Here is a 23,773-nt window from a genome sequence, read left to right on the forward strand (position 1 = left end):
CGGCCGCCACCGGTTTTGCCCCGGTTACGAGGGACTTCCCTAACGACTTGATTGCATTGTGATTTATCCCTTGGCGCGGTGGCTGGCACGTCATTTGCAGTTCATTTCGGGACTCTGGCAAGTGGAGGAGAACAAATGCTCGAGAGAACACCCACCACCAGGGCGCAGGCGCTGCTCGACAAATTCGGCAAGGCGCTGGAAGCCGGCGACATCGATGCCGCCGTCAACTGCTTCCAGGCCGACTGCTACTGGCGCGACCTTGTCGCCTTCACCTGGAACCTGAAAACGATGGAGGGTCGCGACCAGATCGGCGACATGCTGCAGGCGACGCTGGCTAATACCAAGCCTATCGGCTGGACGGTGGCCGAAGGCGAAGAAGCGACCGAGGACGGCGGCATCATCACCGCCTGGATCACGTTCGAGACCGGTGTGGCGCGCGGCTTCGGCCTCGTGCGGTTCAAGGGCGACCTGATCTGGACGCTGCTGACCACCATCGCGGAGCTGAAGGGCCATGAGGAGAAGGCGGGCTTCACCCGCCCGCTCGGCGCCAAGCACGGCCACGGCAAGGGCCGCAAGACATGGCGCGAGGAGCGCGACGACGAGATCGCCGAGCTCGGCCATACAAGGCAACCCTATGCCGTCATCATCGGCGGCGGCCAGGGCGGAATTGCTCTTGGCGCCCGGCTGAAGCAGCTCGGCGTGCCGGCCATCATCGTCGAGAAGAACGAGCGCCCGGGCGATTCCTGGCGCAAGCGCTACAAGTCGCTCTGCCTGCACGATCCGGTCTGGTACGATCACCTGCCCTACATCGACTTTCCGAAGAACTGGCCGGTCTTCGCGCCGAAGGACAAGATCGGCGACTGGCTGGAAATGTACACCAAGGTGATGGAGCTGAACTATTGGAGCTCCACCACCGCGAAATCCGCCGCTTACGACGAGAAGACCAAGGAATGGACCGTCGTCGTCGAGCGCGACGGCAAGGAGATCGTGCTGAAGCCGAAGCAGCTGGTGCTGGCGACCGGCATGTCCGGCAAGGCGAACTGGCCGAAATACAAGGGCCAGGACATCTTCAAGGGCGAACAGCAGCACTCCTCGACCCATCCCGGCCCGGACAAATATGTCGGCAAGAAGGTCGTCGTCATCGGCTCCAACAACTCCGCCCACGACATCTGCGCGGCGCTGTGGGAAGCAGGCGCGGATGTGACCATGGTGCAGCGCTCGTCCACGCATATCGTCAAGTCCGACACGCTGATGGATATCGGCCTCGGCGCCCTGTATTCCGAGCAGGCGGTCGAGAACGGCATGACGACGCGCAAAGCGGACATGATCTTCGCCTCCCTGCCCTACCGCGTCCTGCACGAGTTCCAGATTCCGCTCTACGAACAGATGAAGGAGCGCGACGCCAAATTCTACGAGGATCTGGAAAAGGCCGGCTTCATGCTCGACTGGGGCGACGACGGTTCGGGTCTGTTCATGAAATATCTGCGCCGCGGCTCCGGCTACTACATTGACGTCGGCGCCTGCGACCTCGTCATCGACGGCTCCATCAAGCTGAAGAGCGGTCCGTGTGCTGCGGTGCAGGAACTCACCGAGACCGGCGTCAAGTTCGTCGACGGCAGCGAATTGCCGGCCGATCTTGTGATCTATGCCACCGGCTACGGCTCGATGAACGGCTGGGCCGCGGACCTCATCTCGCAGGAAGTGGCGGACAAGGTCGGCAAGGTCTGGGGCCTCGGCTCCAACACCACCAAGGATCCCGGCCCGTGGGAAGGCGAGCAGCGCAACATGTGGAAGCCGACGCAGCAGGAAGCGCTGTGGTTCCACGGCGGCAATCTGCATCAGTCGCGCCACTATTCGCAGTATCTATCGCTGCAACTGAAGGCCAGGCAGGTCGGCCTGCCGACGCCCGTCTACGGGCTGCAGCAGGTGCACCACAAGGCTTGATGCAAAAGGTCGCGTCGAATGGAAGCCCGGTTATGCCGGGCATCCGTTTTATGTCGCCCTTTGGGCCGCGAATTTTTTCACCACCCGCTCGAGCAGCGGCACGTAGTCGCGAAAGGCCCGCGTCCTCATGTTGGCGACCTTGCCGCCTTCGTCCCAGATGCGCACACGCACCGCTTCCTCGTGAAACGGATTGCTGCGGAACTCCGCCACCTCCTCGGCACGCATCGGCCCGCCTTGCAGCGACAGCGTGTGGACCGAAGCCGGCGACAGCTTGCTGAAATAGGTCGGATCCGTGGCGCAGAGATAGCGTTTGGCCGCAACATGCAGCCGCACACATTCGACGATGACCGGCGGAAAGAACGGCGCCAGCACCTCGCCGCCCGCCTCATCATGGTGCTTGTCCTCGACATCGTCGGGCGAATAGGTGCCGAACTCGCTGGTGTAGTGGCCGATGTCGTGCAGCAACGCCGCGGCCACCAGTTCCTCCGGCGCACCGTCCTGTTCGGCAAGCCACGCGCCCTGAAGCATATGCTCCGACATGGTGACGGGCTCGCCGAGATAGGATTCCGCCCCGCGGCGCTCGAAGATATCGGCGATGAACTCGACGATGTTGCCGGTGTTCAATCCCTGCGGGTTCATTCCGCCGCCTCCCTGAAACCGTGCTCGATCGCGGCAAGTGTCGAAAGCAGGCCATCCTTGTCGGCGTAGCAGCCCTGCAGCCAGCGCTTGCCGCTGCCGGAAAACGCCTTGCGCGCATGCATGACGCGAGTGTTATCGACGATGAAGGACTGCCCCGCCTCGAGCTTGAAGGTCACCTCGAAGGAAGGATCCTCGATCAGTTCGGCGAACCGGCGATAGGCGGCGTAGTATGTGTCCATCTCGGCGAACGGCACATCGACGATCGGCGCCAGCGAGCGGTTATTGAATCGGATGCAGATGAGTTCGCCATCGGGTCCGAGCTCGATCATCGGCCGCTTCGACTGCAGCCGAACGCCGGAAGAGCCGGCATATTCGAAGCGCGCCGGATAGGAGCAGAGCAGCCGGAAACCCTCGGGGTTTTCCGTCTGCAGCGCGGCGGCGACCGCAAATCCGTCGACGACGCTGGATTCGCCGCCGTCGACCGTATTCTCGATGCAGGCCAGGATCTGCAGCGTCGGCACCGGATCGCGGTAGGGATTGTCGGTATGCGCCTGCAGGCCGAGATTGGTATAGGCAAGGTTGTTCGGATTGACCTCGGCGCGCACCTCGAACCAGCGCCCGTAATTGGTTTCCCTGATGTAGCCGAAGAGATCGGCCACCTTGCACAATGCCCCGGATTCGGTCGGCAGACCGTCCATGACGGCGAAGCCGTAGGTCCGCACGGCGGCCAGCCATTGCCGCAGAACATTGCTGTCGCGGCTGGCCTCCGCATAGGCCGCGCGCGGCACCGAATTCTGCATGATGGCCTTGGTCCACCGCTGAATGTCGCTACCTGTCCAGCCGGGCTGCCGATCCTCCTGGTGGTCATATGCATGGGCGCGAAGCCAGCTTGCGGGAAAGCTGACGGTCTTGTCTTCCGGGACGAACGCGACTTCCAGCGCTTCGCCCTTGATCGAAGCAGCGCCGATCCGCGCCTCCGCCGGAATGTCGAGAATGGTGATCAGCCGCTGGCCGTTGCCGGCGCTGCGCGTCTTGTCGTCCAGCGCATTGTCGCGCAGCCACATGGCATGGAAGCGGCAGTGCGTTCCGTCCTCCCAGCCGAGTTCGATCGTTCGTCCGTCGTTGGCCAGCGTTGCTCTGGTCAGCATGTTCATGAAGCTCCCATCTTCGATCCCGCCACCGCAGGTACCGGTTGCATGCTGACGTCGCCAATGGCATAATTCAAATTATCGTTTTTCGGTCAATGGCGTAGAAATTCTGATGGCTAGGAAAACTTTCGACACAATACCTCCTCTCGACTGGCTGCGCAGTTTCGAGGCGGCAGCGCGCCTGTCGAATTTTACCGCCGCGGCCGCAGAGCTCGGCCTCACGCAAGCTGCCGTCAGCCAGCACATCCGCTTTCTGGAAGAACGGCTCAAGACGCGGTTGTTCGCACGCCTGGCACGTGGCGTCGCTCTCTCGCCGGAGGGCGCCGCCTATCTGCCACACATCCAGTCGGCATTCGCGATCATTGGCAACAGCACGAGCGAGCTGTTTGAGCCCCGCGCCGTGCAGACGGTCAGCATCCGCGTTCCGATCTCCTTCGCCCTTCTCGTGCTCGTGCCGGCTCTTGCCGATCTGGCAAAAGCGCTGCCACGGGTCAGGCTCGATCTGGTGACCATCCATCGACCGGCCGATTACGACCAGCCGGGCTCTGCACTCGACATACGCTTTGGCAACGGATCTTTCCCGGCGCGCGAGGCCGACCGGCTGACCGTCGAGCGGCTTGTCCCAGTCGCGGCTCCGCCCCTGGCCAGTGACGCTGATTGGACGTCGTTACCGCTGCTGCTGGTGGCGGGCGCGCGCGAGATGTGGGCGGAATGGTTCGCGGCCGCCGGGCTTGCCGGCCATTCGCGGCGCTCGCACCGCTTCGACAGTTTCGTCGCCGCGATGGACGCGGCGAAGGCCGGCGCCGGAGCGCTGCTGGGCTCGCGGCCGCTGATCGACGCCGCCCTCAAGGACAACGTCCTTGTCAGGCTTTCGGACTTCGAGCTTTCGAGCCCATCGGGCCACTTCCTGACAAGGCCGTCGTCGTCGCGGCTGACCGGCGCCGAGCAGGATTTTCGCCGCTGGCTTTTGTCGCGCGTCTCCACGAGTTCAGGGTAGCGCTTGAACCGGCGCGCCTATCCGCTTCCAGTAGATGAGTGTGCCGGTCAGCCCGCCATGCGGCTTGAGTGCATAGTCCGGAATCTCGCCGGTCAGCGCGAAGCCGAGTTTCTCGTAAAGGCCGGCAGCTCCCTCCTCGCTTGCTGTGTCCAACACCAGCAAGGTGCGTCCCTTCTCGACGGCCAGTTCCTCGGCGGCCCGCATCAGACCCGTCGCGATGCCTTTGCCGCGATGGTCGAGGCGGGTCATCAGCTTGGCGATCTCGGCGCGGTGCGGCTGGTTGGGCGGGCAGTCGAGCAGCAGCGTCACGGTGCCGACAAGCGTCTCGCCGTCCCATGCGCCCAGCACCGCCCTTTCTCCCCGTGCGGCGGCGGCGAGCGATTTGCGCCAGAACTCATGGGCCGCGTCGGGCGACAGCGGATGCATGAAGCTCACCGATCCGCCGGTGGCGACCGTCTCGATCAGCAGATCGGCCAGCATCCCGCTGGTTTTCGCGTCATCGTTCAACGCCATGATTTCAAGGGAGTCCATGTCCATACTCTCCAGGTGGTGAAGTGTCGGGCCGCCGTCATTCGAAATGACTGTTCCGTCGTCGGCGGCGCGCCCTGCGGATTTCCGCGATGCGCTCGGCGTCGTCCTCGCCTGAGGTGGCGCCCGCGCTCCGGGATCTCGAGCGTGTACTCTTCATAGGTGAGGCCAAGCCGCTCGGCCCTTTCCAGCCGCATCAGCATGATTCCGTGGCTCGGCGCCTTCCAGGCTTTGTCGTGGGCGTCGCGCCAGGCGAGAAAGATGTAGGCATCGCCCTTGCCCCAGGGAGGGCCTTCATAATCGTCGATAGGCGGCCCGCCATTGTGCGAGCGTCTCGGTCGGCGTGCCATGCGATCAGCCCCGGACCAGCGCCACCAGATACTCGGCGGCTTCCGGTCCCGGAGCATGGAACGTGCAGTCCGACGGAGCGCCGAGCGCAAGGCAATCGCCCGGCTCGAGCCTGTGCACGACATCGCCTTCGGTGAAGTCGAGGCGGCCGCCGATAAGCCAGATCTGCTGCTTGATGAAAGCATAGGACGCTGCCGGGAAATCGACCTCGGCGCCTGCCGGCAAACTGACCCGGATCAGTTCGAGCGGCATTTGCGTCGCCGGCGACAGGTGCCGTCTCACATAACCCGTCGCCGGATCCTGCCAGACCGGCTGCTCATCCTTGCGGCAGACCCCGCCGCCCTGCATTTCGGCGCGGGCAATCAGCGTCGACAGCGTCATGCCGAAAGCCGACGCTATGCGCACCAAAAGCGCCGCGGTCGGGCTTGTCATGCCGCGCTCCAAGGCGCTCAGCATCGCCTTGGAAACAACCGACCGCTCGGCCAGCTCGGCCAGCGACCATCCTCGCAAATCCCGCTCGGAGCGTATCCGCCTGCCGATGGTGGATGTGATGTCATTCGATATATCAGCCATTCGTCCAATATATCGAAAACTAACCATAGCGAAAGTGGCTATTCGATCGAATTTTCGCGACTACCTTAACAGGCCCTACACCATCCGACCTCACGCGACTTTAACCCCGATTGGATAGGTTTGACCTCGAGGGGAATGGGACAGGTCACCGATGTTTGTTGAACGCGAAGCCTCCGTTGGGGAACCGACCTCGCAGGAGCGCCGCGACGCCCAGCAAAGCGACAAGCGCATTCTGGGCAATGTCGTGCAATGCGACGGCGCGCGCGCCACCATCAGCGCCTATGCCGAGGATGCCGAAGGCACGGTCACCGGCCTGTGGACCGTCGGCAAGATGATTTCCATCAACCTCGGCTCGACGCGCACCGTTGGCCTTGTCTATGCGATCGGCAAGTCTGACCGCGCCTGGAGCAGCGAGGGCCAGAATGCGATCGAGGTCAGCATCGAACTGATCGGCGAGGTGCGCGACGGCGCCGAGTCTGGCGCCAAGCCGGTCTTCGACCGCGGCATCACCACCTATCCGCATATCGGCGCCGTTGCCCATCGCATCCGCAGCCGCGACCTGCAGGCCGTCTACGATCTCGCCGGCCGCCATTCGATCACCATCGGCACGCTGTCCCAGGACGAGGCGATCGACGCCAACATCGCCATCGACGACACGCTGGCGCGCCATTTCGCCGTTGTCGGCACGACCGGCGTCGGCAAATCCACGGCTGTCTCGCTGCTTTTGCGTAAGTCGATCGAGGCCCGGCCCGATCTGCGCGTGCTGATCCTCGACCCACACAATGAGTTTGCCGCCTCGCTTCCGGAACATTGCGTGAAGGTCGATTCCAAGACGCTCGACCTGCCGTTCTGGATGTTCAGGCTGGAGGAATTCGCCGAGGTTCTGTTTCGCGGGCGCGAGACCGTGCCGGAGGAAGTCGACGTCCTGCGCGACCTCATCCCGGCCGCCAAGAACCTCTACCGCAACCCGAGTTCCGGCTCGTATATCAGGCGCGGCAGCGATGCGCTGACGGCGGACACGCCGGTGCCTTACCGCATCGCCGATCTCCTCAAGCAGATCGACGAGCGAATGGGTCTCCTGGAAAGCAAGAACGATCGGCCGACACTGAAGTCGCTGAGGACGCGCATCGAATCGGCCGCGGCCGATCCGCGCTACCGTTTCATGTTCAATTCGCGGCTGATCGAGGACACCATACACGAGACCGTCGGCAACATCTTCCGCGTGCCGAACCACGGGCGTCCGGTAACCTGTTTCGAGATGGCGGGCATGCCGTCCGAGGTCGTCAACTCCGTCTGCTCGGTACTGGCGCGTCTCGCCTTCGACCTTGCGCTCTGGAGCGAGGGCCGGCTGCGGCTGCTTTTGCTATGCGAGGAGGCGCATCGCTACATGCCCGCCGATCCGCGCCTCGGCTTCGCGCCGACCAGGCACGCTTTGTCGCGCATCGCCAAGGAAGGCCGCAAATATGGCTGCTACCTCGGCGTCGTCACCCAGCGTCCGGGTGAGCTCGATCCGACCATCCTGTCACAATGCTCGACCTTCTTCGCCATGCGGCTCGCCAACGAGCAGGACCAGGCGATCATCCGCTCGGCGATCGCCGATTCCTCGGCCTCGACGCTGGCGTTCCTGTCCTCCATGGGCCAGCGCGAAGCCATCGCCTTCGGTGAAGGCGTGGCGACGACCATGCGGCTCAAATTCGAGAAATTGTCCCGCGAATTCATACCGGGAACGGCCAAGCGCGAGCAGACCCTGCCCGCGGAAGCTGGCGACGATGTCGATCTCGCAGGAATTGTCGAGCGGCTGCGCAACGTGCCGAAACCGCAGCAGTCGATAGCGTTCGCCGAGGCCGTCGATGCCGGCCGCCAGGCCGGTGATCCCGACTACCGCAAGCCATCCGCGCCGCGCGTGCAGCCGGACGACGATTTCGACCTGCGCTACGGCCTGAAGCCCTCGACCTTCGGCATGCGCCAGCAGAACGACTGAGCCTGCGGCAGCCTTTCGCCGACCGATAACAGTGCCACTGTAAGGCTTCCAGGCTCCGTTTCACCGGCAGGCATGGGTAAATTCCGTCAGGAAATTCGTCAGGCCGAGTCGACTGGAGTTGCTTTCGAGAACCGGAGCGGAGCGGACAAAAAGTCCGTGAGCACCGGAAGCGCAGAAAGCGGCTCCAGGCGGCCAGCATCACGAATTTAGTGACGGAATTTTAGGCGCAGACGCGGTTGCGGCCCTGCTTCTTCGCCTCGTAGAGCTGCCGGTCCGCGCGGCGATAGAAGTCGTCGGCGCTCTCCTTGCGGTCCCAGACGGCAAGGCCGACGCTGGTGGTGACCTTCAGCCGCACATTGCCCGACAGGATCGACATGTTGGCGATCGCCTTGCGGATTCGCTCGGCGAACCGGGCGAGCAGTTCCGCGTCCATGTTTGGCGTGACCACGGCAAACTCCTCGCCGCCAAGCCTCGCCACCACGTCGTGATAGCGCGTCATGCCGCGCACGCATTGCGCGACGGCCCGCAGAACTTCGTCGCCGACATCATGACCATGCGTGTCGTTGACCTGCTTGAAGTGATCGAGGTCGAGGATCATCAGGCCCACCGGCTTGTCGATGCGGCCGAACTCGTCGAGATATTCCCTTAGCGCGTCGTCGAAGTAGCGGCGGTTCTGCATGCCGGTCAGGCCATCGGTGAGCGCCGCGTGCTCGAGCGTTTGCGAACGGGCGCTCAGTGATACCGTCATGGCGCGCAGCTTGCCTTCTTCCCTCACCTGGCCGCGGATCAGCGGGTAGATGAAGAAGGTCCCGAAGAACAAGGCGGCGGCCAGCAGCGCGCCGGTCACGAACAGCAATTTGTTGAGATAGATGATCCTGTCGAGACGCGACGCGGTGTCGAGATCAGTCGCAATGTCCTGCAATTGGCCATAGGCGTGGAAGGTCACCAGGCCGGCAGCCAGGATCACGAAAATAAAGACGAAAAATGCGGATTCCGCCTTGTGAAAACGCATAACTCCCCGCGGTACTGCGACCCATCGTCGTTATGGCATGCCCAGCCTTACGGACGGTTAACCCGGACAACCGTGGCGGGAAGCTCCATCGAAGATTCCAAGCCTCTGATTGAAATCGCAAAATCCATCAGTCCGGGATTGACGATTCCCCACCCGGGCGGAGCCTTTGCCACTCCGGTCCCAGCTGGTGCCTGAACCAGGTCGTCTGACGCTTGGCATATTGGCGCGTGGCGATCTTGGCGCGCTCGATCGCTTCGGGAAAGCTCATCTCCCCGGCCAACGCGGCCTGCAGCTCTCGAACCCCGATCGCTTTCATCGCCGGCAGGTTCGGAGCAAGATCGAGCGCCATCAACTGCCTGACCTCGTCGAGCGCACCTTTGTCGATCATCTGGTCGAATCGCGCCTCGATGCGCGCCACGAGCTCGCCGCGATCCGGCTCGATCACCAGGAAGCGCGCGCTGTCGCGGTCGATAAGCGGCTGGCCGCGCGCCGCCTGCCAGTCAAGGATCGACCGCCCCGACGCGTCGAGCACCTCCAGCGCCCGCACGATGCGCTGGCCGTCGGTCGGCCTGAGATGCATGGCGACGGCGGAGTCTTCACGCATCAAAATGCGATGCAGCCGTTCGGCCCCTTGTTCCTTGAGCTCGTAGCGCCAGCGCTCGCGCACCGATGGCGGAATGTCGGGCATGTCCGAGATGCCTTCGGCTAAAGCGCGGAAATAGAGCCCGGTGCCGCCGACGAAGACGGCGGGCCGCCCGGACAAAGCGTCTTCCTCGATCAGCCGGGTGACGTCGCGCAGCCAAGCGCCGGTGGAGTAGGCTGTCGAAGGATGCACATGGCCGTAGAGGAAATGCGGCACGCGTGCCATTTCGGCCGCGCTTGGGCGCGCCGTCAGCACGTCGAGTACCGAATAGCCCTGCATGGAATCGGCGTTGACGATGACGCCGCCCTGGCGTTCGGCAAGATCGAGCGCCAGCGCCGACTTGCCGCTGGCGGTCGGCCCAGCTATCAGGATCGCGTTCTTCACGCGGCCTTCGCCCGCCCGTCTGCCGGAATTTTCGATGCCGCTGATCGCCACGCTTGTATCCCGTCCCAAAGACCGCGCAGTGTCGGCCTCACTTGCGAATATGGCCTCGCGTGCAGCCGGCGCAAGCGCCCTTCACTGGCTGGCGGAAGATGTCGCCTGCGATCTGGTTCTGCCGGAGACGCCCGACATCGGCGTATTGACGGCCAATCTGCGCGCGGCATTGGCCTCCGAACCGGTCGACATCGTTGTCCAGCCGGCCGAAGGCAGGAAGAAAAAGATCCTGCTTGCCGATATGGATTCGACCATGATCGACCAGGAATGCATCGACGAGCTCGCCGACGAGATCGGCGTCAAGCAACATGTCGCCGCGATCACGGCGCGGTCGATGAATGGAGAGATCGCGTTCGAGCCCGCCTTGCGCGAGCGCGTCGCCTTGCTGAAGGGCCTCGACACGGCAGTGGTCGACCGCATCATCGCCAAGCGGCTGACGCTGGCCGCCGGCGGCCGCGCGCTGGTGCAGACGATGCGCGCCGGCGGCGCCTGGACGGCACTCGTCTCCGGCGGCTTCGACGTCTTCACCAGCCGCATCGCCGCGCTGCTCGGCTTCCAGGAGAACCGCGCCAACCGACTGATCGAGGCCGACGGCAGGTTCACCGGGACGGTGGCCGAACCGATCCTCGGCCGCGCCGCCAAGGCCGAGGCGCTGCTCGACATTGCGGCAAGGCTTGGCCTGTCGACGGCCGACGCGATTGCTGTGGGCGACGGCGCCAACGACCTCGACATGATCCGCCTGGCAGGCACTGGAGTGGCCCTGCACGCCAAGCCAGCGGTGGCGGAGCAGGCAAGGATCCGCATCGATCATGGCGACCTCACAGCGCTGCTCTACCTCCAAGGCTATCGCCAGGAGGAATTCGTGCAATGAAGCCGATGCGCACCGATCGCCTCATCCTGCGCAACTGGGAGGAGCGCGACCGGGCGCTCTTCCACCGCATCAACTCCGACGAGCGCGTGATGGAGTTCTTCCCATTCCGCCGCGACCGCGCCGCCGCCGATGCCAAGATGGACGAGGTCCGCACCTGGATCGATGAAGACGGTTACGGCTTCGCCGCGGCCGAGATTGCCGCCACGGGCGAGTGCATCGGCTTTGTCGGATTGTCCGGAACGGAGGATGTGGACGTCCTGCCGGCCGGCACGATCGAGATCGGGTGGCGGTTGGCGCCGGAATTCTGGGGCAACGGCTATGTAACCGAGGCGGCCGAAGCCTGGCTCGCTTACGGGTTCGAAACGCTGGAGCTGGGCGAAATCGTTTCCTTCGCCGTCGCTGAAAACCACCGCTCCGTCGCCGTCATGAAACGGCTCGGCATGCGCGTCGATCCGGCCAGCGACTTCGATCATCCTGCCGTGCCGGACAGCCTCCCTCATCTTAAGCGGCACGTCCTCTACAGGCTGTCGCGAGGCGACTGGCAGGCACGGAAAAGGGCGGCTCGCTAGCCGCCCTTTTTGTTGGAGCCCAGTTGGTTGGACGTTTTCCGGACTCAATCCATCCGGATCGTCACGAAGCGCAGCTCGCCGGTCTTCGAGGCCAGCATCAGCAGCGCGTTCTTGCGGCCCTGTTCCTTCAGGGCGCCGATCCGGTCCATGACGTCCTTCGGCGTTCCGACCGATTCCTGCGCGATCTCGGTGATCACCTCGCCGGGCTGGATGCCGCGCTCGGCGGCCGCCGAATCCTTGGCGACGTCGGTGATGACCACGCCCGACACATCGGCCGCGATGCCGAACTTCTGCCGCGTCTGGTCGTTGAGCTCGCCGACGGTCATGCCGAGCACCGAAGCCGTGGACACCGGAGCCGCCTTGTCGCCCTTGTCCTGGTCGGTATTGCCGTTCTCGCCGCTGGCCAGCTTCTCGCCGTCCTCGAGCCGGCCGAGCGTCACCTTCACCGTCTGCTCGACGCCCTTGCGCACGATCACGACGTCGACCGCCTTGCCGACCGGGCTTTCCGCGACCACGCGCGGCAGGTCGCGCATCTCGTGGATGTCCTTGCCGTCGAACTTGATGATGACGTCGCCAGCCTGCACCGAACCATTGTCGACCGGACCGCCCTTGATGACGCCGGCCACCAGCGCGCCCTTGGCCGTCGCCATGCCGAGGCTCTCGGCGATGTCGTCCGTCACCGGCTGGATGCGCACGCCAAGCCAGCCGCGCCGCGTTTCGCCGAACTGGCGAAGCTGGTCGACGACGCCCGCCGCAAGCTGCGAGGGAATGGAGAAGCCGATGCCGATCGAGCCGCCGGACGGCGAGATGATCGCCGTGTTGATGCCGATGACCTCGCCTTCGGCGTTGAACAGCGGGCCGCCGGAATTGCCGCGGTTGATGGCGGCGTCCGTCTGGATGAAGTCGTCATAGGGGCCGGAATTGATGTCGCGGTTGCGCGCCGAGATGATGCCGACCGTGACCGTGCCGCCAAGGCCGAACGGGTTGCCGATCGCCATCACCCAGTCGCCGACGCGCATCTTGGTGGAATCGCCGAATTTCACCGCCGTCAGCTTGTGGCCCTTCGGATCGACCTTCAGCACCGCGACGTCGGTCTTTGTATCGGTGCCGACAAGCGTCGCCTTCAGCGTCACGCCGTCGGAGAAATTGACCTCGATGTCGTCGGCATCGGCGATCACGTGGTTGTTGGTCACCACTATGCCCTGCTCGGCGTCGACGACGAAGCCGGAGCCCAGCGACTGCACCTTCTGCCCGCCGCCGCCCTTGTCGCCGCCACGGTTCTTGAAGAAGTCGTCGAAGAAATCCTGGAAGGGCGAACCTTCGGGGAGTTGCGGCATCGGAACTGCGCCCGGCCCTTCCGTGCCTTTCACCGTTTGCGAGGTCGAGATGTTGACCACCGCGCCGAGCAGGCGTTCGGCGAGATCGGCGACGGAAGGCGGCCCGTCGGAAGCGATCGTGGGCGTGACGAAAGACGGGACGGCAACCATGCCGACGACGAATGCGGTGGCGCCGGCGAAAAGCGTGCGCCGCGCCGCGCGCAACAGGGTGTCGGATATCATCGTGGCCTCCCGGCGTTTTTAGAAAAGGAAAAGCGCATCCGCAAAGGCGCCTGTCCAATTCATGTTGGCAAGAAATAAGGCACGTTTGCGGCTATAGCTATCGGCGGAAGATAAATCGTCAATCACTTCGGCACCATGGAATTTCATCAGCCACGGACCAACCAGACGATCCCGACGCCGACGGCGATCGCAACCAGTCCGCCGATCCGCAGCACATTCTCAGGCGTCGCCAGGCCAGAGCTGGAAACCCGCCATAGACCAGCCCCTCGATGACGAGGACCAGGCCGATTGCCGCAAGGAAATCCTGCACCGCCCGCTACTGGGCGGTGCTGGGTTGTGTCGCAGGCGCGGCAGGTGCCGTCGCAGGCGCGGCAGGTGCCGCAGGCGCCGGTTGCGGTGCCCCCAGTTGCGTTGCCGGTCCGGGGGCGGGCTTGCTGTCCGGATCGCGGAAGTAACGGAAGAACTCGGACTCGGGCGACAGCACCATCGTCGTTCCGGTATTGTCCAACGCGGCACCATAGGCATTCATCGAGCGGTAGAAATCGAAGAAGGCCGGGTCCCGCTTGTAGGCGTCAGCAAAGGTCGCGCTGCGCTGCGCCTCGCCCTCGCCACGCAGGATTTCCGATTCCTTCTGCGCCTCGGCGATGATCTCGACGACCTCGCGGTCGGCCCTGGCCTTGATGCGTTGCGCCGCCTCGTTGCCGCGCGCTCTCAGCCGCTCGGCTTCCGCCAGGCGTTCGGCCTTCATGCGGTCGTAGGTCTGCTGCGATACTTCCGCGGTCAGATCAGTCCGGCGGATGCGCACATCCTCGATGTCGAGGCCGAGCGACGTCGCATCCGGACGGAGCTGGTCACGCACCTCACGCATCATGACACCACGTTCTTCGGAAAGTGCCGCCTCGAAGTCGCGCAGACCGTAGACGCGGCGGAGCGCCGCATCGAGGCGCGTCCTCAACCGAGCTTCGGCGAGTTCCACCTGTCCGGACACGGCCGCTCGGAAGGTGCGCGGATCCGAGATGCGGTAGGCGATGAATGCGTCGACCTCGTAGAACTTGCCGCCGGAGACCTGGACCCGGATGTTGTCGAGGTCGAAGCGCATCACTCTCTTCTCGACCATTTGCACGCTATCGGCGTCGAAGAAGGCGAACGGTGCCTTGAAGTAGACGCCCGGCTCACTCTTGACGTCGATGATCTCACCGAATCTCAGCACGATCGCTTGCTGGCCCGCACTGACCACGAAGACCGAGGAATAGAGGAGGAACAGGAGAACGGCCGCGATGACGGCGATGATGGGAAGACGGTTGGCCATCACTGGTTACCTCCCAGCGCCGGCGCCGGCGGCGCCTTCGGCTGCAGTGCAGGCAACGGCAGATAGGGAAGCACACCCTGGCCGTTGCCCTGCTCGACGACGACCTTGTTCGAGTCCTTCAGGATCCTCTCCATCGTTTCCAGATAAAGGCGCTTGCGCGTGACGTCGGGCGCCTTGGCATATTCGTTGTAGACGGAGATGAAGCGCTGCGCCTCACCTTCGGCTTCCTGCACGACGCGGTTCTTGTAAGCGGCGGCATCCTCGCGGACCTGAGCCGCCTGGCCGCGCGCTTGGCCGAGCTTCTGGTTGGAATACTGGTTGGCCTGCTCGACGAACTTGTCCTCGTCCTGCTCGGCGCGCTGCACCTCATCGAAGGCATCGGCGACCTCGCGTGGCGGTGCTGCATCCTCGATGGAGATCGCGTTGACCTGGAGGCCCGTCTTGTAGCCGTCGAGCGTGTTCTGGATGATCTCACGCACCGAAGTGGCGATACCCTGGCGATCGTCGCGGAAAATATCCTGCGCCGGGCGCCGGCCGACGACCTCGCGCATGGCGCTTTCGGCCACTTGCGTCAGCATGCCATCGGGATCGGAGACATCGAAGAGGTAGGCCCTTGGATCGGAAACCTGATAGGCGACCGAGAACTGCACGTTGACGATGTTCTGGTCGCCGGAGAGCATCAGCCCGGAACCGCTGCTCGATCCGCCGCCGATGCTGACAAGCTGCTCGGAAATCTTGGCCGTCTCGACCGTTTCGATCGGCCACCAGTGGAAATGCAGGCCGGGCTGCGAAAGCTCCGTCTTCGGCTTGCCGAAGCGCAATTCGACCGCAACCTCGTCAGGCTGCACGGTATAGATTGCCTTGAAGGCCCAAAGCACGACCAGAGCGAGCGCGATCAGCCCGAGGACCGCCGGGCTGGCGCCGCCGCCGCCCGGAAGAGCGCGCCGCAGCCTGTCCTGGCCGCGGCGGATAATGTCCTCGAGATCGGGAGGCGAACCCGGCGGGCCGCTCGGGCCTTTCGGTCCCTGCCCCCAGGGCCCCTGATTGCCGCCGCCGCCCCATGGGCCGCCGCCACCGCTCTTGTCGTTCCAGGGCATGAATGTCCTTTCGCTTCGGTTCCCTCGGGCCTTGCGGCGCAATCCTAGCGCATGACCCCGAAAACCGGTACCGGTTTTCGGAAAGGAATCATGCGCCAAATCAAAGTTTTACAGCGGCCTTTTGCGGGTCCGGTTGGACGCGCGGCGCTGTACTGTCGTTCTTCTATAGGGACGCCGTGACGCGCTTTCAACGCGGTCTGCCGCCCGCGCCGTCCGATTTGGGCCGGCAGCGACCCTTTGTCCTCGTCACTGGCCGTCGCCGCGACGCTCATAGACGGTATAGCGCGTCGCGTGGCTGTCCTTTTCGCCCGCCGGGAAATCCTCGGAACGCACGATCCGCCAGATCGCCGGGTCGATCGGCGGAAAATGAGCGTCGCCATCGACCGCGGCCAGCACATGGGTGACATGGAGACGATCGGCGAGCGGCAAGGCCTGGGCATAGATCTCGCCGCCGCCGACCACGCAGATCTCCTCGGCGCCCGCCATGCAGCGGCCGCGCACCTTGGCCAGCGTAATCGCCTCGTCGAGCGAATGGGCGACTTCGATGCCCTCGGCGCGCCAGTCTCTGGCGCGCGTCACCACGATGTTGAGCCTGCCGGGCAGCGGCCGGCCGATGCCCTCATAAGTCTTGCGGCCCATGATGATCGGCTTGCCCATCGTGTCGGCCTTGAAGCGCTTCAGATCGCTGGAAAGCCGCCACGGCAGCCCGCCTTCGCGTCCGATCACGCCGTTCTCGGCAATGGCGACGTAGATCGCGATATCCATCAGCCGCCGTTCCCGCCATTGTCCGACGGCTCGAGCAGCAGGATGTTGATATCGTGCTCAGGATAAAAATCCTTGGCCGTCATCTCGAATGTCGTCGGGCCAACCTTGCGGACGTTGTCGCCGCAGAACGAAACCAGATTCTTGGGGCTACCCTTGTCGATGGTTAGCTTGAAATTGCCGATGCTGCCCGACGCCCAGTTTCCGCCCGTGGTGAGGATGTAAGCGATGCGGCTCTCGAAATATTTCGGATAGCCGTCGGGATTTTCCTTCGCTGCCTTGCGCACCGCGTTCTCGAACGCGCCGTCGATGCAGTAGCGGGTCTTGTAGGTGTCGTACTGCCCCTGGAACTTGCCGTCGTAATAGAAGCTGACCGATGACGTGCCGCCGACGCTGGGCTTATAGCGGTGCGAGACATGGACTTCCTTGTTGGCCGGGAAGGTCGAGCGCCACCAATAAGTCGAGCGCAATTGCCAGAACGGCGCGTAGGCGGTTTGCATGCCCGACCCGTCATCGGCAGTGTCCTCGATAATGATGCCGCGGTTTTCCCAATCCTCGGCGACATCCTTAGGCAGTTTCGCCAGAGCCGCCTTGGCCGCATCGCCGAACGGATAGAGCGGCACGTTCTGCGCCTTGAGGTCGGCCGTGATGTCGATGCCCAGCGCAAACGCCTTCTGTTCGAGCTGCGGCTTCGCGTCGACGCCGTCGATCGTCACCTCGAAGCCTAGGAAATTGTCGCTCTGCGCTTCCGGGAGCGCCGGCATCTCGTTTGGATCGCCCTCGATGTCCGGCATCGGGAAGGCAACGATGGCGCTGACGTCCTTGTCGGTGTTGTTGCGGAAGACGTAGTCGACGGTCACCTTCTCAGGCGAGATGAAAAGGTTCTCGCTTTCCATGGCGACGGCGTCGCTGCGCGACAGGATCAGGCCGCCGGTACCCAGTTCGGCGACGGAATCGTTGGCGAAGGCCGGTGCGGCCAAAAACGCCAACGCTGCGGTGAGGATGGTGCGGAACATGAATCCCCTCTCGACCGGGATCACCCCGGTATGCGCTTTCATCTAGAGCAATTCCACGAAAAGTAGCTAGAGCAGTTCAGCGTTTCTGCCAAACGATGGACTGCTGTTGCCCGCTTCAAAGGCCTTTACGTTCTGGTTGCCCAAGCCGTCTGGACACCGGCCGTCCGATCGGGCAGGAGAAGCGCTCATGCGCAACCTTCTCGTCATCGGCATCGGCGCCGGCAATCCCGATCACATGACGGTCCAGGCCATCAACGGCCTGAACCGCGCCGACGTGCTGTTCATTCCCGACAAGGGCGCGAGCAAGAACGATCTCGCCGAACTTCGCCGGCAGATCTGCGACCGCTTCGTCACCAACCCGCAATCGCGCCGCGTCGAGTTCGACGTGCCGGTTCGCGCCGAGCCGGCATCGTCCTATCGCGTGACGGTCGACGACTGGCACGAGGCGATCGCCGAGATCTATGAGCGGCTGATCCGCGACGAGCTTGCCGAGGATGGCTGCGGCGCCTTCCTGATCTGGGGCGATCCTTCGCTCTATGACAGCGCGCTGCGCATCCTGGAGCGCGTGTGCCGCAGAGGCAATGTCGGTTTCGAGCTCGAGGTCATTCCGGGCATCACCGCGATCCAGGCGCTGGCCGCGAGCCACGCGACAGCGCTCAACCGCATTGGCGATTCGATCCTGGTCACCACCGGACGCAGGCTGACTGAAGAAGGGCTGCCGGCAAACGCCGGAAGCACGGTTGTCATGCTCGACGGCAAATGCGCCTTCAACACGCTGGCCGATCAGGATGTCTTCATCCAATGGGGCGCCTATCTCGGCACGCCGGACGAGATCATCCTCTCCGGCCGGCTCGGCGATGTAGGCGCCGAGATCGAGAAGGTCCGCGAGGAAGCCAGGCGGAAAAAAGGCTGGATCATGGACACCTACCTGCTGAGGAAGCCAGGGGAGTAGGAAATAGGCAGTAGGGAATAGGCAGTGGGCCATTAGTTCGATCGGAAGTTGTCGATTTCGTGCGCGTCGAGCAACAACTCTAGGACATCACAGCCTACTGCCTACTGCCTACCCGGCGTCGATCTCCGCTTGCAAAGCCTGCATATGCACCGCGGCCGCGGAAGCGGCGGCGCGCTCTATGGCCCTGAAGCGACTGACGACGGCGAGGCCTACCGCGGTCAATTGCGCGCCGCCGCCTTTCCGGCCACCGGTCTGCGCCGCAACGAGCGGCTTGCCGAACACCCGGTTCATGTCCTCGACAAGATCCCAGGCATGCTTGTACGACATCTCCATGCCGCGCGCCGCGGCCGAGATCGAACCGAAAGCGGCGATCTGTTCCAGCAACTCGATCTTACCCGGACCAATTCGTCCGTCGGGATCGAGATTTATCCGCAGGCTCAGCGATGGCATCTCTTGTCCTCCGCGATCACGTCGAGATTACCCCCTCCGCCGCCATATCGCTATTCCAAACCAACATAGCGATATTGCCCTTTCGTCAACCGTCGGCCTCTACCGGCAATCCGGGCGCGGTCGTCGCACTGTCGAAGCTCACCGTCTTGATCACCGCGAAGACCTTGCGGCCGAGCGCGAGGCGAAGGGTGTGTTTCGACTGTTCGGTGATGCGCGCCAGGACGATTGCGCCGTTGCAGTCGATGGCGATCTCCACCGTCGGGCCGACGCCCGGCCTGACTGCGGCGATCGTTCCCGCCAATATGTTGAGCGCGCTGAGGCCCGCCGGCCGTTCAGTCGCGATCATGACGTCGCGAGCGCGGATGCGGAGCCGCACCAGAGCCCCCGCCGGCCGTGGGAGGCGTGGCACGCGGATATCGCCGGCCGGCGAGCCGAGCACAGTCATGCCGAAAGCCTCGTCGTGACGCAGCACCCTGGTGTCGAGCACCGCGCCGCCCTCGCCGCGCTCCTCCGCCGGCAAAAGGTCGAGCCGCTGCATGATCGCCTCGGTCGGGCCGAAAGCCGCGACCTTGCCTTGCGAGAGCACCACCACGTCACTCGCCAGCCGCGCCACTTCGGCGACGGAATGACTGACATAGACGATCGGGATCTTCGTCTCGTCACGCAGCCGCTCGATATAGGGCAGGATCTCGGCCTTGCGCGCCTCGTCGAGCGAGGCAAGCGGCTCGTCCATCAACAGCAGTTTCGGGCTGGCAAGCAGCGCACGCCCGATCGCCACGCGCTGCTTTTCGCCACCTGACAATCTCGCCGGCCGCCGGTCGAGCAGAGGACCGATGCCGAGCAGGTCGACCACGGCGTCGATATTGGCGTAGCGTTCGGTAGCCGGCGTAAACCAGCGGCCATAGCGCAGATTGCCGGCGACGCTCATATGCGGGAAGAGCCGCGCGTCCTGGAACACCATGCCGATCCGCCGCTTGTGCATCGGCACGAACACGCTGGCGGCGGTGTCGACCAGCACGCGGCCGTCGATCGCAATCCGCCCTTTTTGCGGCCGGATCAGTCCGGCCATCAGGTTGATCAGCGTCGACTTGCCCGAACCCGAAGGCCCGAACAGCGCCGTCAGCCGGCCGGCGCTTTCGAAATTCGCTTCGATGGCGAAATCGCCGAGGCGATGATTGATGTCGACCGAGAGCGTCATTCGATGTCCATCCGCCGGCCGATCCGCCGCGCAAGGACCTCGGAGGCCACCAGCGCGACCATGGAGATGACGATCGAAATCAGCGTCAGTCTCAGCGCGCCCGCATCACCGCCCGGCACCTGCGTGAAGGTGTAGATCGCCGAGGGCAGCGTCTGCGTCTCGTTGGGGATGTTGGAGACGAAGGTGATGGTGGCGCCGAACTCGCCCATTGCCTTGGCGAAGGAGAGGATCGCGCCGGCGATCAGCCCGGGCAGGATCAACGGCAGAGTGATGGTGGCGAACACCCAGAGCGGATTGGCGCCGAGCGTGCCGGCCGCGGCCTCCATCTTGCGGTCGACCGCCTCGATCGACAGCCGGATCGCTCGTACCATCAGCGGAAAACCCATGACGCCGCAAGCGAGCGCCGCGCCCGTCCAGCGGAACGAAAAGACGATGCCGAAATGTTCGACCAGGAAAGAGCCGGCAGGTCCACGCCTGCCGAAGGTAAGCAGGAGCAGATAGCCGGTCACCACCGGCGGCAGGATCAGCGGCAGATGCACCAATCCGTTGAGCAGGGTCTTGCCCCAGAACTGCCCCCGGGCCAGCACCAGCGCGATCAGGATGCCCGGCGGCAGGCTTGCGATCATCGCCACCGTCGCCACCTTGATCGACAGCCGGACCGCATTCCATTCATCGGGAGTGAGGTCCAGCAGCCAGTTCATATGCGGTGTAAGGTCTCTCTCAGTTGCTCGGCGCGAGCACCGTAAAACCCTGTTCCTTGAAGAGCGCGGCGGCCTTGGCCGACTCGACGCACTTCAGGAAGGCAGCCGTATCCTTGTCCTTCGAATCCGCCGTCTGGGCAATCGGGTAGATGATCGGCGGGTGCGAATCCTCGGGGAAGGTTCCGACGACCTTCACGCCCTTCTCGGCATGCGCGTCGGTAGCGTAGACGATGCCGAGGACGGCCTCGCCAGTCGACACCAGCTTCAGCGCGGCGCGGACATTCTCGGCCTGCGCGACCTTGCCTTCGACGGAGGACCAGACGCCCAGCGATTCCAGCGCCGCCTTGCCGTATTTGCCGGCCGGCACCGCCTTGACGTCGCCGATTGCGAGCCTGCCATCGCCGATAAGCTTGGCGAGATCGAAACCCTTTTCCACCTTGGCTTCGACCTTGGAATCCCTCGGCGCCACCAGCACGATCTGGTTGCCGAGCAGCTTCACTTCGGTGTCCGTCTTGGTCAGCTTCTTGTCGGAAAGATATTTCATCCAGTCGAGATCGGCCGAGACGAAAACGTCTGCCGGCGCACCGCCCTCGATCTGCTTGGCGAGCGCCGAGCTTGCCGCATAGGAAATGGTCGCCGCTTCGCCAACTTCAGGCTCGCAGGCCTTGTTGACCGCATCGAGCGCGTCCTTGAGGCTCGCCGCAGCGAACACGACCACCTTGTCGTCGGCGCGAGCCGTCGGCACGGCCGCGATCAAGAGCGCCGTCAGCCCGCTGACCGCGACCGCCTTCAATCCAAAACCCTTGCCCGTCATGAAACCTCTCCCTGTCTTGAAAATTCGTTCTGCCTAATGCCTTCGATCGATATATCCGGATGAACATAACAAGGGAAGGCTTTTTACCTTCAGCACCATTGTATAGCTGGGTCCTCCCAGCCTACGATGAAGCCTATCCGATACAGCGCAGGCCAAGGAGAGGCAGATGAAGATCAGCGCCCGCAACATCCTCAAGGGCAAGGTCGTCGAGATCATCAAGGGCGCGACCACCTCGCATGTCAGGATCGACATCGGCGGCGGGGCGATCGTCACCGCTTCGATCACCAACGAGGCCGTCGCCGACCTGCAGCTCGAAAAAGGCAAGCAGGCCTATGCGGTGATCAAGGCGTCCGACGTCGTGGTCGGCATCGACTGACAGAACTGCGTTTCACCATCCAAGCGCCGGGAGCGCCTGGTATCAGACCGCGATCGGCGCCTTGATGCTGGCATCGGCGAAATAGTTTTCGAGGCGGAAATCCTCGAAGCGGAAGGCAAAAAGGTCCTTCACGTCCGGGTTGATCCACATCGTCGGCAGCGGCTTCGGCGTGCGCCGCAGCTGCTCGCGCGCCTGCTCGAAATGGTTCGAATAAAGATGCGCGTCGCCGAGCGTGTGGACGAAGTCGCCGGGCTTCAGACCGGTCACCTGTGCCACCATCAGCGTCAGCAACGCATAGGACGCGATGTTGAACGGCACGCCGAGGAAGATATCGCCCGAGCGCTGGTAGAGCTGGCAAGAGAGCCGGCCCTCCGAGACGTAGAACTGGAACAGGCAGTGGCAGGGCGGCAGCGCCATCGCTTCCACTTCGGCCGGGTTCCAGGTCGAAACGATCAGCCGTCGCGAATTGGGATTCTTGCGTATCTCCTTGAGAAGGCCAGCAATCTGGTCGATCTCGCCGCCATGCCCGTCCGGCCACGAGCGCCACTGCTTGCCGTAGACAGGGCCGAGATCGCCGTTCTCGTCGGCCCATTCGTCCCAGATGGTGACGCCGTTGTCGTTGAGATATTTGATGTTGGTGTCGCCCGCCAGGAACCACAGCAGCTCGTGGATGATCGACTTCAGATGCAGCTTCTTGGTGGTGGTGACCGGGAAGCCGCGCGAAAGGTCGAAGCGCATCTGGTAGCCGAACACCGAGCGCGTGCCGGTGCCGGTGCGGTCGCCCCGGTTGGCGCCGTTTTCCAGCACGTGCTTCAATAGGTCGAGATATTGGCGCATAGGATTCGCCTCGATTCGGGTGACATGCGATCATAGCCGACTGGCCGTCGGTCGAACACCGCAAACCCGTCACAGATATGGATCGTGCGCCAGAAAGTCCGCGGGCCGGCACGATGCGGAGCCGGCTGCCGACGGCTGTGCCTCAGAGGGAACCCAGTTTGCCCAGATCCTTGGCGACCAGGTAATAGAAGGTAACGCGGCTCTTGGTGTTGTCGGCGGCCATCGCCTTGCAGACCTTCTCAATCGAGGCGTCTGCCTTCTTGGCGTCCGCGACGCCGAGCTTCTTGCCGGCCCAATTCTCCCGGACGCGCTCGAGCTCCTTCGGGTCCGTGCAGGAGACCAGCGAGGAATCGCGGTTCCTGAGCGCGATGCCCAGATGCTTGACGATCTTCTCGACGGCGTCGGCGCTGGCGCCGGCATCGTACTTCTTCACATCCGCAAGATAGTCGGCCATCGAAATTCCCCTCGTCGGCGCCACGGATCCGATCGATGAGGCTTGTGGCGCGCCGCGCAACTTGTGCGCTAGGTCAGAGATTCCTCATCGCCGGCGGAGCTTCGATTGAGTAAGCGCGCAAGTCAACCCTTGGCTGTCGAGTTTGGCACCGGGGACAAGTGCCGGTTTGGCCTTTCATTTTCCATGATCGGTCCCTATATTCACTTCGTCGGCTTGACCGACTATGGCGATAAACAGGCGATGAAATAAGCCGTTCGGACCCGGGGGCGGTACCCGGCGCCTCCACCAAAAACTGCTCTGGATGACGGAGCGGCTTTTGCTGGGGGCGAAATAGGATCGACGAAGGTGTAAAGATCGTACTTTTGCCCGGCATTGTACCACCGTCATCGGGCTAAACTTATAGTTGCCAACGACAACTATGCGGAAGCTCGTCTCGCTGCTTAATGCAGTGCGAACGCTTCAAATCAAGCCCTAGGGGTTCGCACTTCTAGGCGGGGTTCGGAGGTACCTGGCAACAGAAACCTCCACCTTCTCCCCTTTTCTTCTTTCCCACTGAACGG

The 23,773-nt window shown here is 63.6% G+C and carries 24 protein-coding genes, 1 other RNA gene and 2 pseudogenes; 8 read left to right on the forward strand and 19 right to left on the reverse strand.

Translation table 11 applies throughout. The features are described 5' to 3' along the window. Window positions 1-135 precede the first annotated feature (135 nt). Complete coding sequence (locus DH10_RS27575; protein WP_192245506.1) at window positions 136-1,944, forward strand: NAD(P)/FAD-dependent oxidoreductase; 1,809 nt, start codon at window positions 136-138, stop codon at window positions 1,942-1,944. 48 nt (window positions 1,945-1,992) lie between these two features. Here the strand turns inward: DH10_RS27575 and tmpB are convergent, their stop codons facing one another. Further along, window positions 1,993-2,583, reverse strand: coding sequence for a (R)-1-hydroxy-2-trimethylaminoethylphosphonate oxygenase (tmpB, locus tag DH10_RS27580; RefSeq protein ID WP_192245508.1), 591 nt, complete (start codon window positions 2,581-2,583; stop codon window positions 1,993-1,995). Next, on the reverse strand, window positions 2,580-3,731 hold the full coding sequence (gene tmpA, locus DH10_RS27585) for a 2-trimethylaminoethylphosphonate dioxygenase (RefSeq protein ID WP_192245510.1): 1,152 nt from the start codon (window positions 3,729-3,731) through the stop codon (window positions 2,580-2,582). The genes tmpB and tmpA overlap by 4 nt, the downstream gene beginning before the upstream one ends. A gap of 112 nt (window positions 3,732-3,843) precedes the next feature. Between tmpA and DH10_RS27590 the strand changes: the two genes are divergently transcribed. Next, on the forward strand, window positions 3,844-4,728 hold the full coding sequence (locus DH10_RS27590) for a LysR family transcriptional regulator (RefSeq protein ID WP_192245512.1): 885 nt from the start codon (window positions 3,844-3,846) through the stop codon (window positions 4,726-4,728). Here the strand turns inward: DH10_RS27590 and DH10_RS27595 are convergent. The 3 genes and pseudogenes from DH10_RS27595 to DH10_RS27605 all read right to left on the reverse strand — a co-directional run bounded on the left by DH10_RS27595 (window position 4,720) and on the right by DH10_RS27605 (window position 6,177). Then, a complete protein-coding gene (locus DH10_RS27595) occupies window positions 4,720-5,259 on the reverse strand; it encodes a GNAT family N-acetyltransferase (RefSeq protein WP_192245514.1) in 540 nt (179 codons plus the stop codon). The genes DH10_RS27590 and DH10_RS27595 overlap by 9 nt on opposite strands. Before the next feature lie 37 nt (window positions 5,260-5,296). Next, window positions 5,297-5,606 (reverse strand): annotated as a pseudogene (locus tag DH10_RS27600) (hypothetical protein). Between the two features lie 4 nt (window positions 5,607-5,610). Then, window positions 5,611-6,177: a helix-turn-helix domain-containing protein gene (locus DH10_RS27605; RefSeq protein WP_192245516.1), complete on the reverse strand. Its 567-nt coding sequence runs from the start codon at window positions 6,175-6,177 to the stop codon at window positions 5,611-5,613. Between the two features lie 151 nt (window positions 6,178-6,328). Between DH10_RS27605 and DH10_RS27610 the strand changes: the two genes are divergently transcribed. Next, a complete protein-coding gene (locus tag DH10_RS27610; RefSeq protein WP_192245518.1) occupies window positions 6,329-8,158 on the forward strand; it encodes an ATP-binding protein in 1,830 nt (609 codons plus the stop codon). Window positions 8,159-8,378: 220 nt separating this feature from the next. On the opposite strand, the gene DH10_RS27615 is transcribed toward DH10_RS27610, so the two are convergent. Further along, complete coding sequence (locus DH10_RS27615; protein ID WP_192245520.1) at window positions 8,379-9,170, reverse strand: GGDEF domain-containing protein; 792 nt, start codon at window positions 9,168-9,170, stop codon at window positions 8,379-8,381. A gap of 127 nt (window positions 9,171-9,297) precedes the next feature. Continuing rightward, the gene (gene miaA / locus DH10_RS27620; RefSeq protein WP_192245603.1) at window positions 9,298-10,242 is read right to left on the reverse strand and encodes a tRNA (adenosine(37)-N6)-dimethylallyltransferase MiaA; all 945 of its coding nucleotides are present in this window, start codon (window positions 10,240-10,242) and stop codon (window positions 9,298-9,300) included. On the opposite strand from miaA, the gene serB reads away from it, so the two are divergent. Together serB and DH10_RS27630 are read left to right on the forward strand one after the other, a co-directional pair. Then, on the forward strand, window positions 10,232-11,119 hold the full coding sequence (serB, locus tag DH10_RS27625) for a phosphoserine phosphatase SerB (protein WP_192245522.1): 888 nt from the start codon (window positions 10,232-10,234) through the stop codon (window positions 11,117-11,119). The two genes, miaA and serB, sit on opposite strands and share 11 nt — an antisense overlap. After that, window positions 11,116-11,688, forward strand: coding sequence for a GNAT family N-acetyltransferase (locus DH10_RS27630; RefSeq protein WP_192245525.1), 573 nt, complete (start codon window positions 11,116-11,118; stop codon window positions 11,686-11,688). The genes serB and DH10_RS27630 overlap by 4 nt, the downstream gene beginning before the upstream one ends. 44 nt (window positions 11,689-11,732) lie before the next feature. Here DH10_RS27630 and DH10_RS27635 read toward each other — a convergent pair whose 3' ends face one another. The 6 genes and pseudogenes from DH10_RS27635 to DH10_RS27660 form a co-directional block, all read right to left on the reverse strand. Then, on the reverse strand, window positions 11,733-13,247 hold the full coding sequence (locus tag DH10_RS27635) for a DegQ family serine endoprotease (protein ID WP_192245527.1): 1,515 nt from the start codon (window positions 13,245-13,247) through the stop codon (window positions 11,733-11,735). A gap of 146 nt (window positions 13,248-13,393) precedes the next feature. Beyond that, a pseudogene (locus DH10_RS27640) lies at window positions 13,394-13,557 on the reverse strand (DUF2065 domain-containing protein). Between the two features lie 6 nt (window positions 13,558-13,563). After that, window positions 13,564-14,556: a protease modulator HflC gene (gene hflC / locus DH10_RS27645; RefSeq protein ID WP_192245529.1), complete on the reverse strand. Its 993-nt coding sequence runs from the start codon at window positions 14,554-14,556 to the stop codon at window positions 13,564-13,566. Continuing rightward, complete coding sequence (gene hflK, locus DH10_RS27650; protein ID WP_192245531.1) at window positions 14,556-15,653, reverse strand: FtsH protease activity modulator HflK; 1,098 nt, start codon at window positions 15,651-15,653, stop codon at window positions 14,556-14,558. The genes hflC and hflK overlap by 1 nt, the downstream gene beginning before the upstream one ends. 246 nt (window positions 15,654-15,899) lie before the next feature. After that, complete coding sequence (locus DH10_RS27655; RefSeq protein WP_192245533.1) at window positions 15,900-16,418, reverse strand: dihydrofolate reductase; 519 nt, start codon at window positions 16,416-16,418, stop codon at window positions 15,900-15,902. Continuing rightward, complete coding sequence (locus tag DH10_RS27660; RefSeq protein ID WP_192245605.1) at window positions 16,418-17,431, reverse strand: DUF4424 domain-containing protein; 1,014 nt, start codon at window positions 17,429-17,431, stop codon at window positions 16,418-16,420. Before DH10_RS27660 ends, DH10_RS27655 begins: the two co-directional genes overlap by 1 nt. 187 nt (window positions 17,432-17,618) lie before the next feature. Between DH10_RS27660 and cobF the strand changes: the two genes are divergently transcribed. After that, entirely contained in the window at window positions 17,619-18,383 is a 765-nt protein-coding gene (gene cobF, locus DH10_RS27665) for a precorrin-6A synthase (deacetylating) (protein WP_192245535.1), read from the forward strand. Between the two features lie 108 nt (window positions 18,384-18,491). Here the strand turns inward: cobF and DH10_RS27670 are convergent, their stop codons facing one another. The 4 genes from DH10_RS27670 to modA form a co-directional block, all read right to left on the reverse strand. Continuing rightward, window positions 18,492-18,833 (reverse strand): winged helix-turn-helix domain-containing protein, encoded by a 342-nt coding sequence (locus DH10_RS27670; protein ID WP_066990897.1) that lies wholly within the window; start codon window positions 18,831-18,833, stop codon window positions 18,492-18,494. Between the two features lie 85 nt (window positions 18,834-18,918). Then, window positions 18,919-20,031: a molybdenum ABC transporter ATP-binding protein gene (gene modC / locus DH10_RS27675; RefSeq protein WP_192245537.1), complete on the reverse strand. Its 1,113-nt coding sequence runs from the start codon at window positions 20,029-20,031 to the stop codon at window positions 18,919-18,921. Further along, the gene (modB, locus tag DH10_RS27680) at window positions 20,028-20,732 is read right to left on the reverse strand and encodes a molybdate ABC transporter permease subunit (protein WP_192245539.1); all 705 of its coding nucleotides are present in this window, start codon (window positions 20,730-20,732) and stop codon (window positions 20,028-20,030) included. The genes modC and modB overlap by 4 nt, the downstream gene beginning before the upstream one ends. 19 nt (window positions 20,733-20,751) lie before the next feature. Further along, window positions 20,752-21,546, reverse strand: coding sequence for a molybdate ABC transporter substrate-binding protein (modA, locus tag DH10_RS27685; protein ID WP_192245541.1), 795 nt, complete (start codon window positions 21,544-21,546; stop codon window positions 20,752-20,754). A gap of 166 nt (window positions 21,547-21,712) precedes the next feature. Between modA and DH10_RS27690 the strand changes: the two genes are divergently transcribed. Continuing rightward, on the forward strand, window positions 21,713-21,922 hold the full coding sequence (locus tag DH10_RS27690) for a TOBE domain-containing protein (protein WP_192245543.1): 210 nt from the start codon (window positions 21,713-21,715) through the stop codon (window positions 21,920-21,922). 42 nt (window positions 21,923-21,964) lie between these two features. On the opposite strand, the gene DH10_RS27695 is transcribed toward DH10_RS27690, so the two are convergent. Both DH10_RS27695 and DH10_RS27700 read right to left on the reverse strand, forming a co-directional pair. Further along, a complete protein-coding gene (locus DH10_RS27695; RefSeq protein WP_192245545.1) occupies window positions 21,965-22,759 on the reverse strand; it encodes a thymidylate synthase in 795 nt (264 codons plus the stop codon). Window positions 22,760-22,901: 142 nt separating this feature from the next. After that, window positions 22,902-23,213, reverse strand: coding sequence for a DUF2853 family protein (locus DH10_RS27700; RefSeq protein ID WP_192245547.1), 312 nt, complete (start codon window positions 23,211-23,213; stop codon window positions 22,902-22,904). Between the two features lie 168 nt (window positions 23,214-23,381). Here DH10_RS27700 and ssrA point away from each other — a divergent pair. Continuing rightward, window positions 23,382-23,742: a transfer-messenger RNA gene (gene ssrA, locus DH10_RS27705) on the forward strand. Window positions 23,743-23,773 lie beyond the last annotated feature (31 nt).

It is taken from the genome of Mesorhizobium silamurunense (assembly GCF_014843825.1).
GTDB lineage: Bacteria > Pseudomonadota > Alphaproteobacteria > Rhizobiales > Rhizobiaceae > Mesorhizobium > Mesorhizobium silamurunense.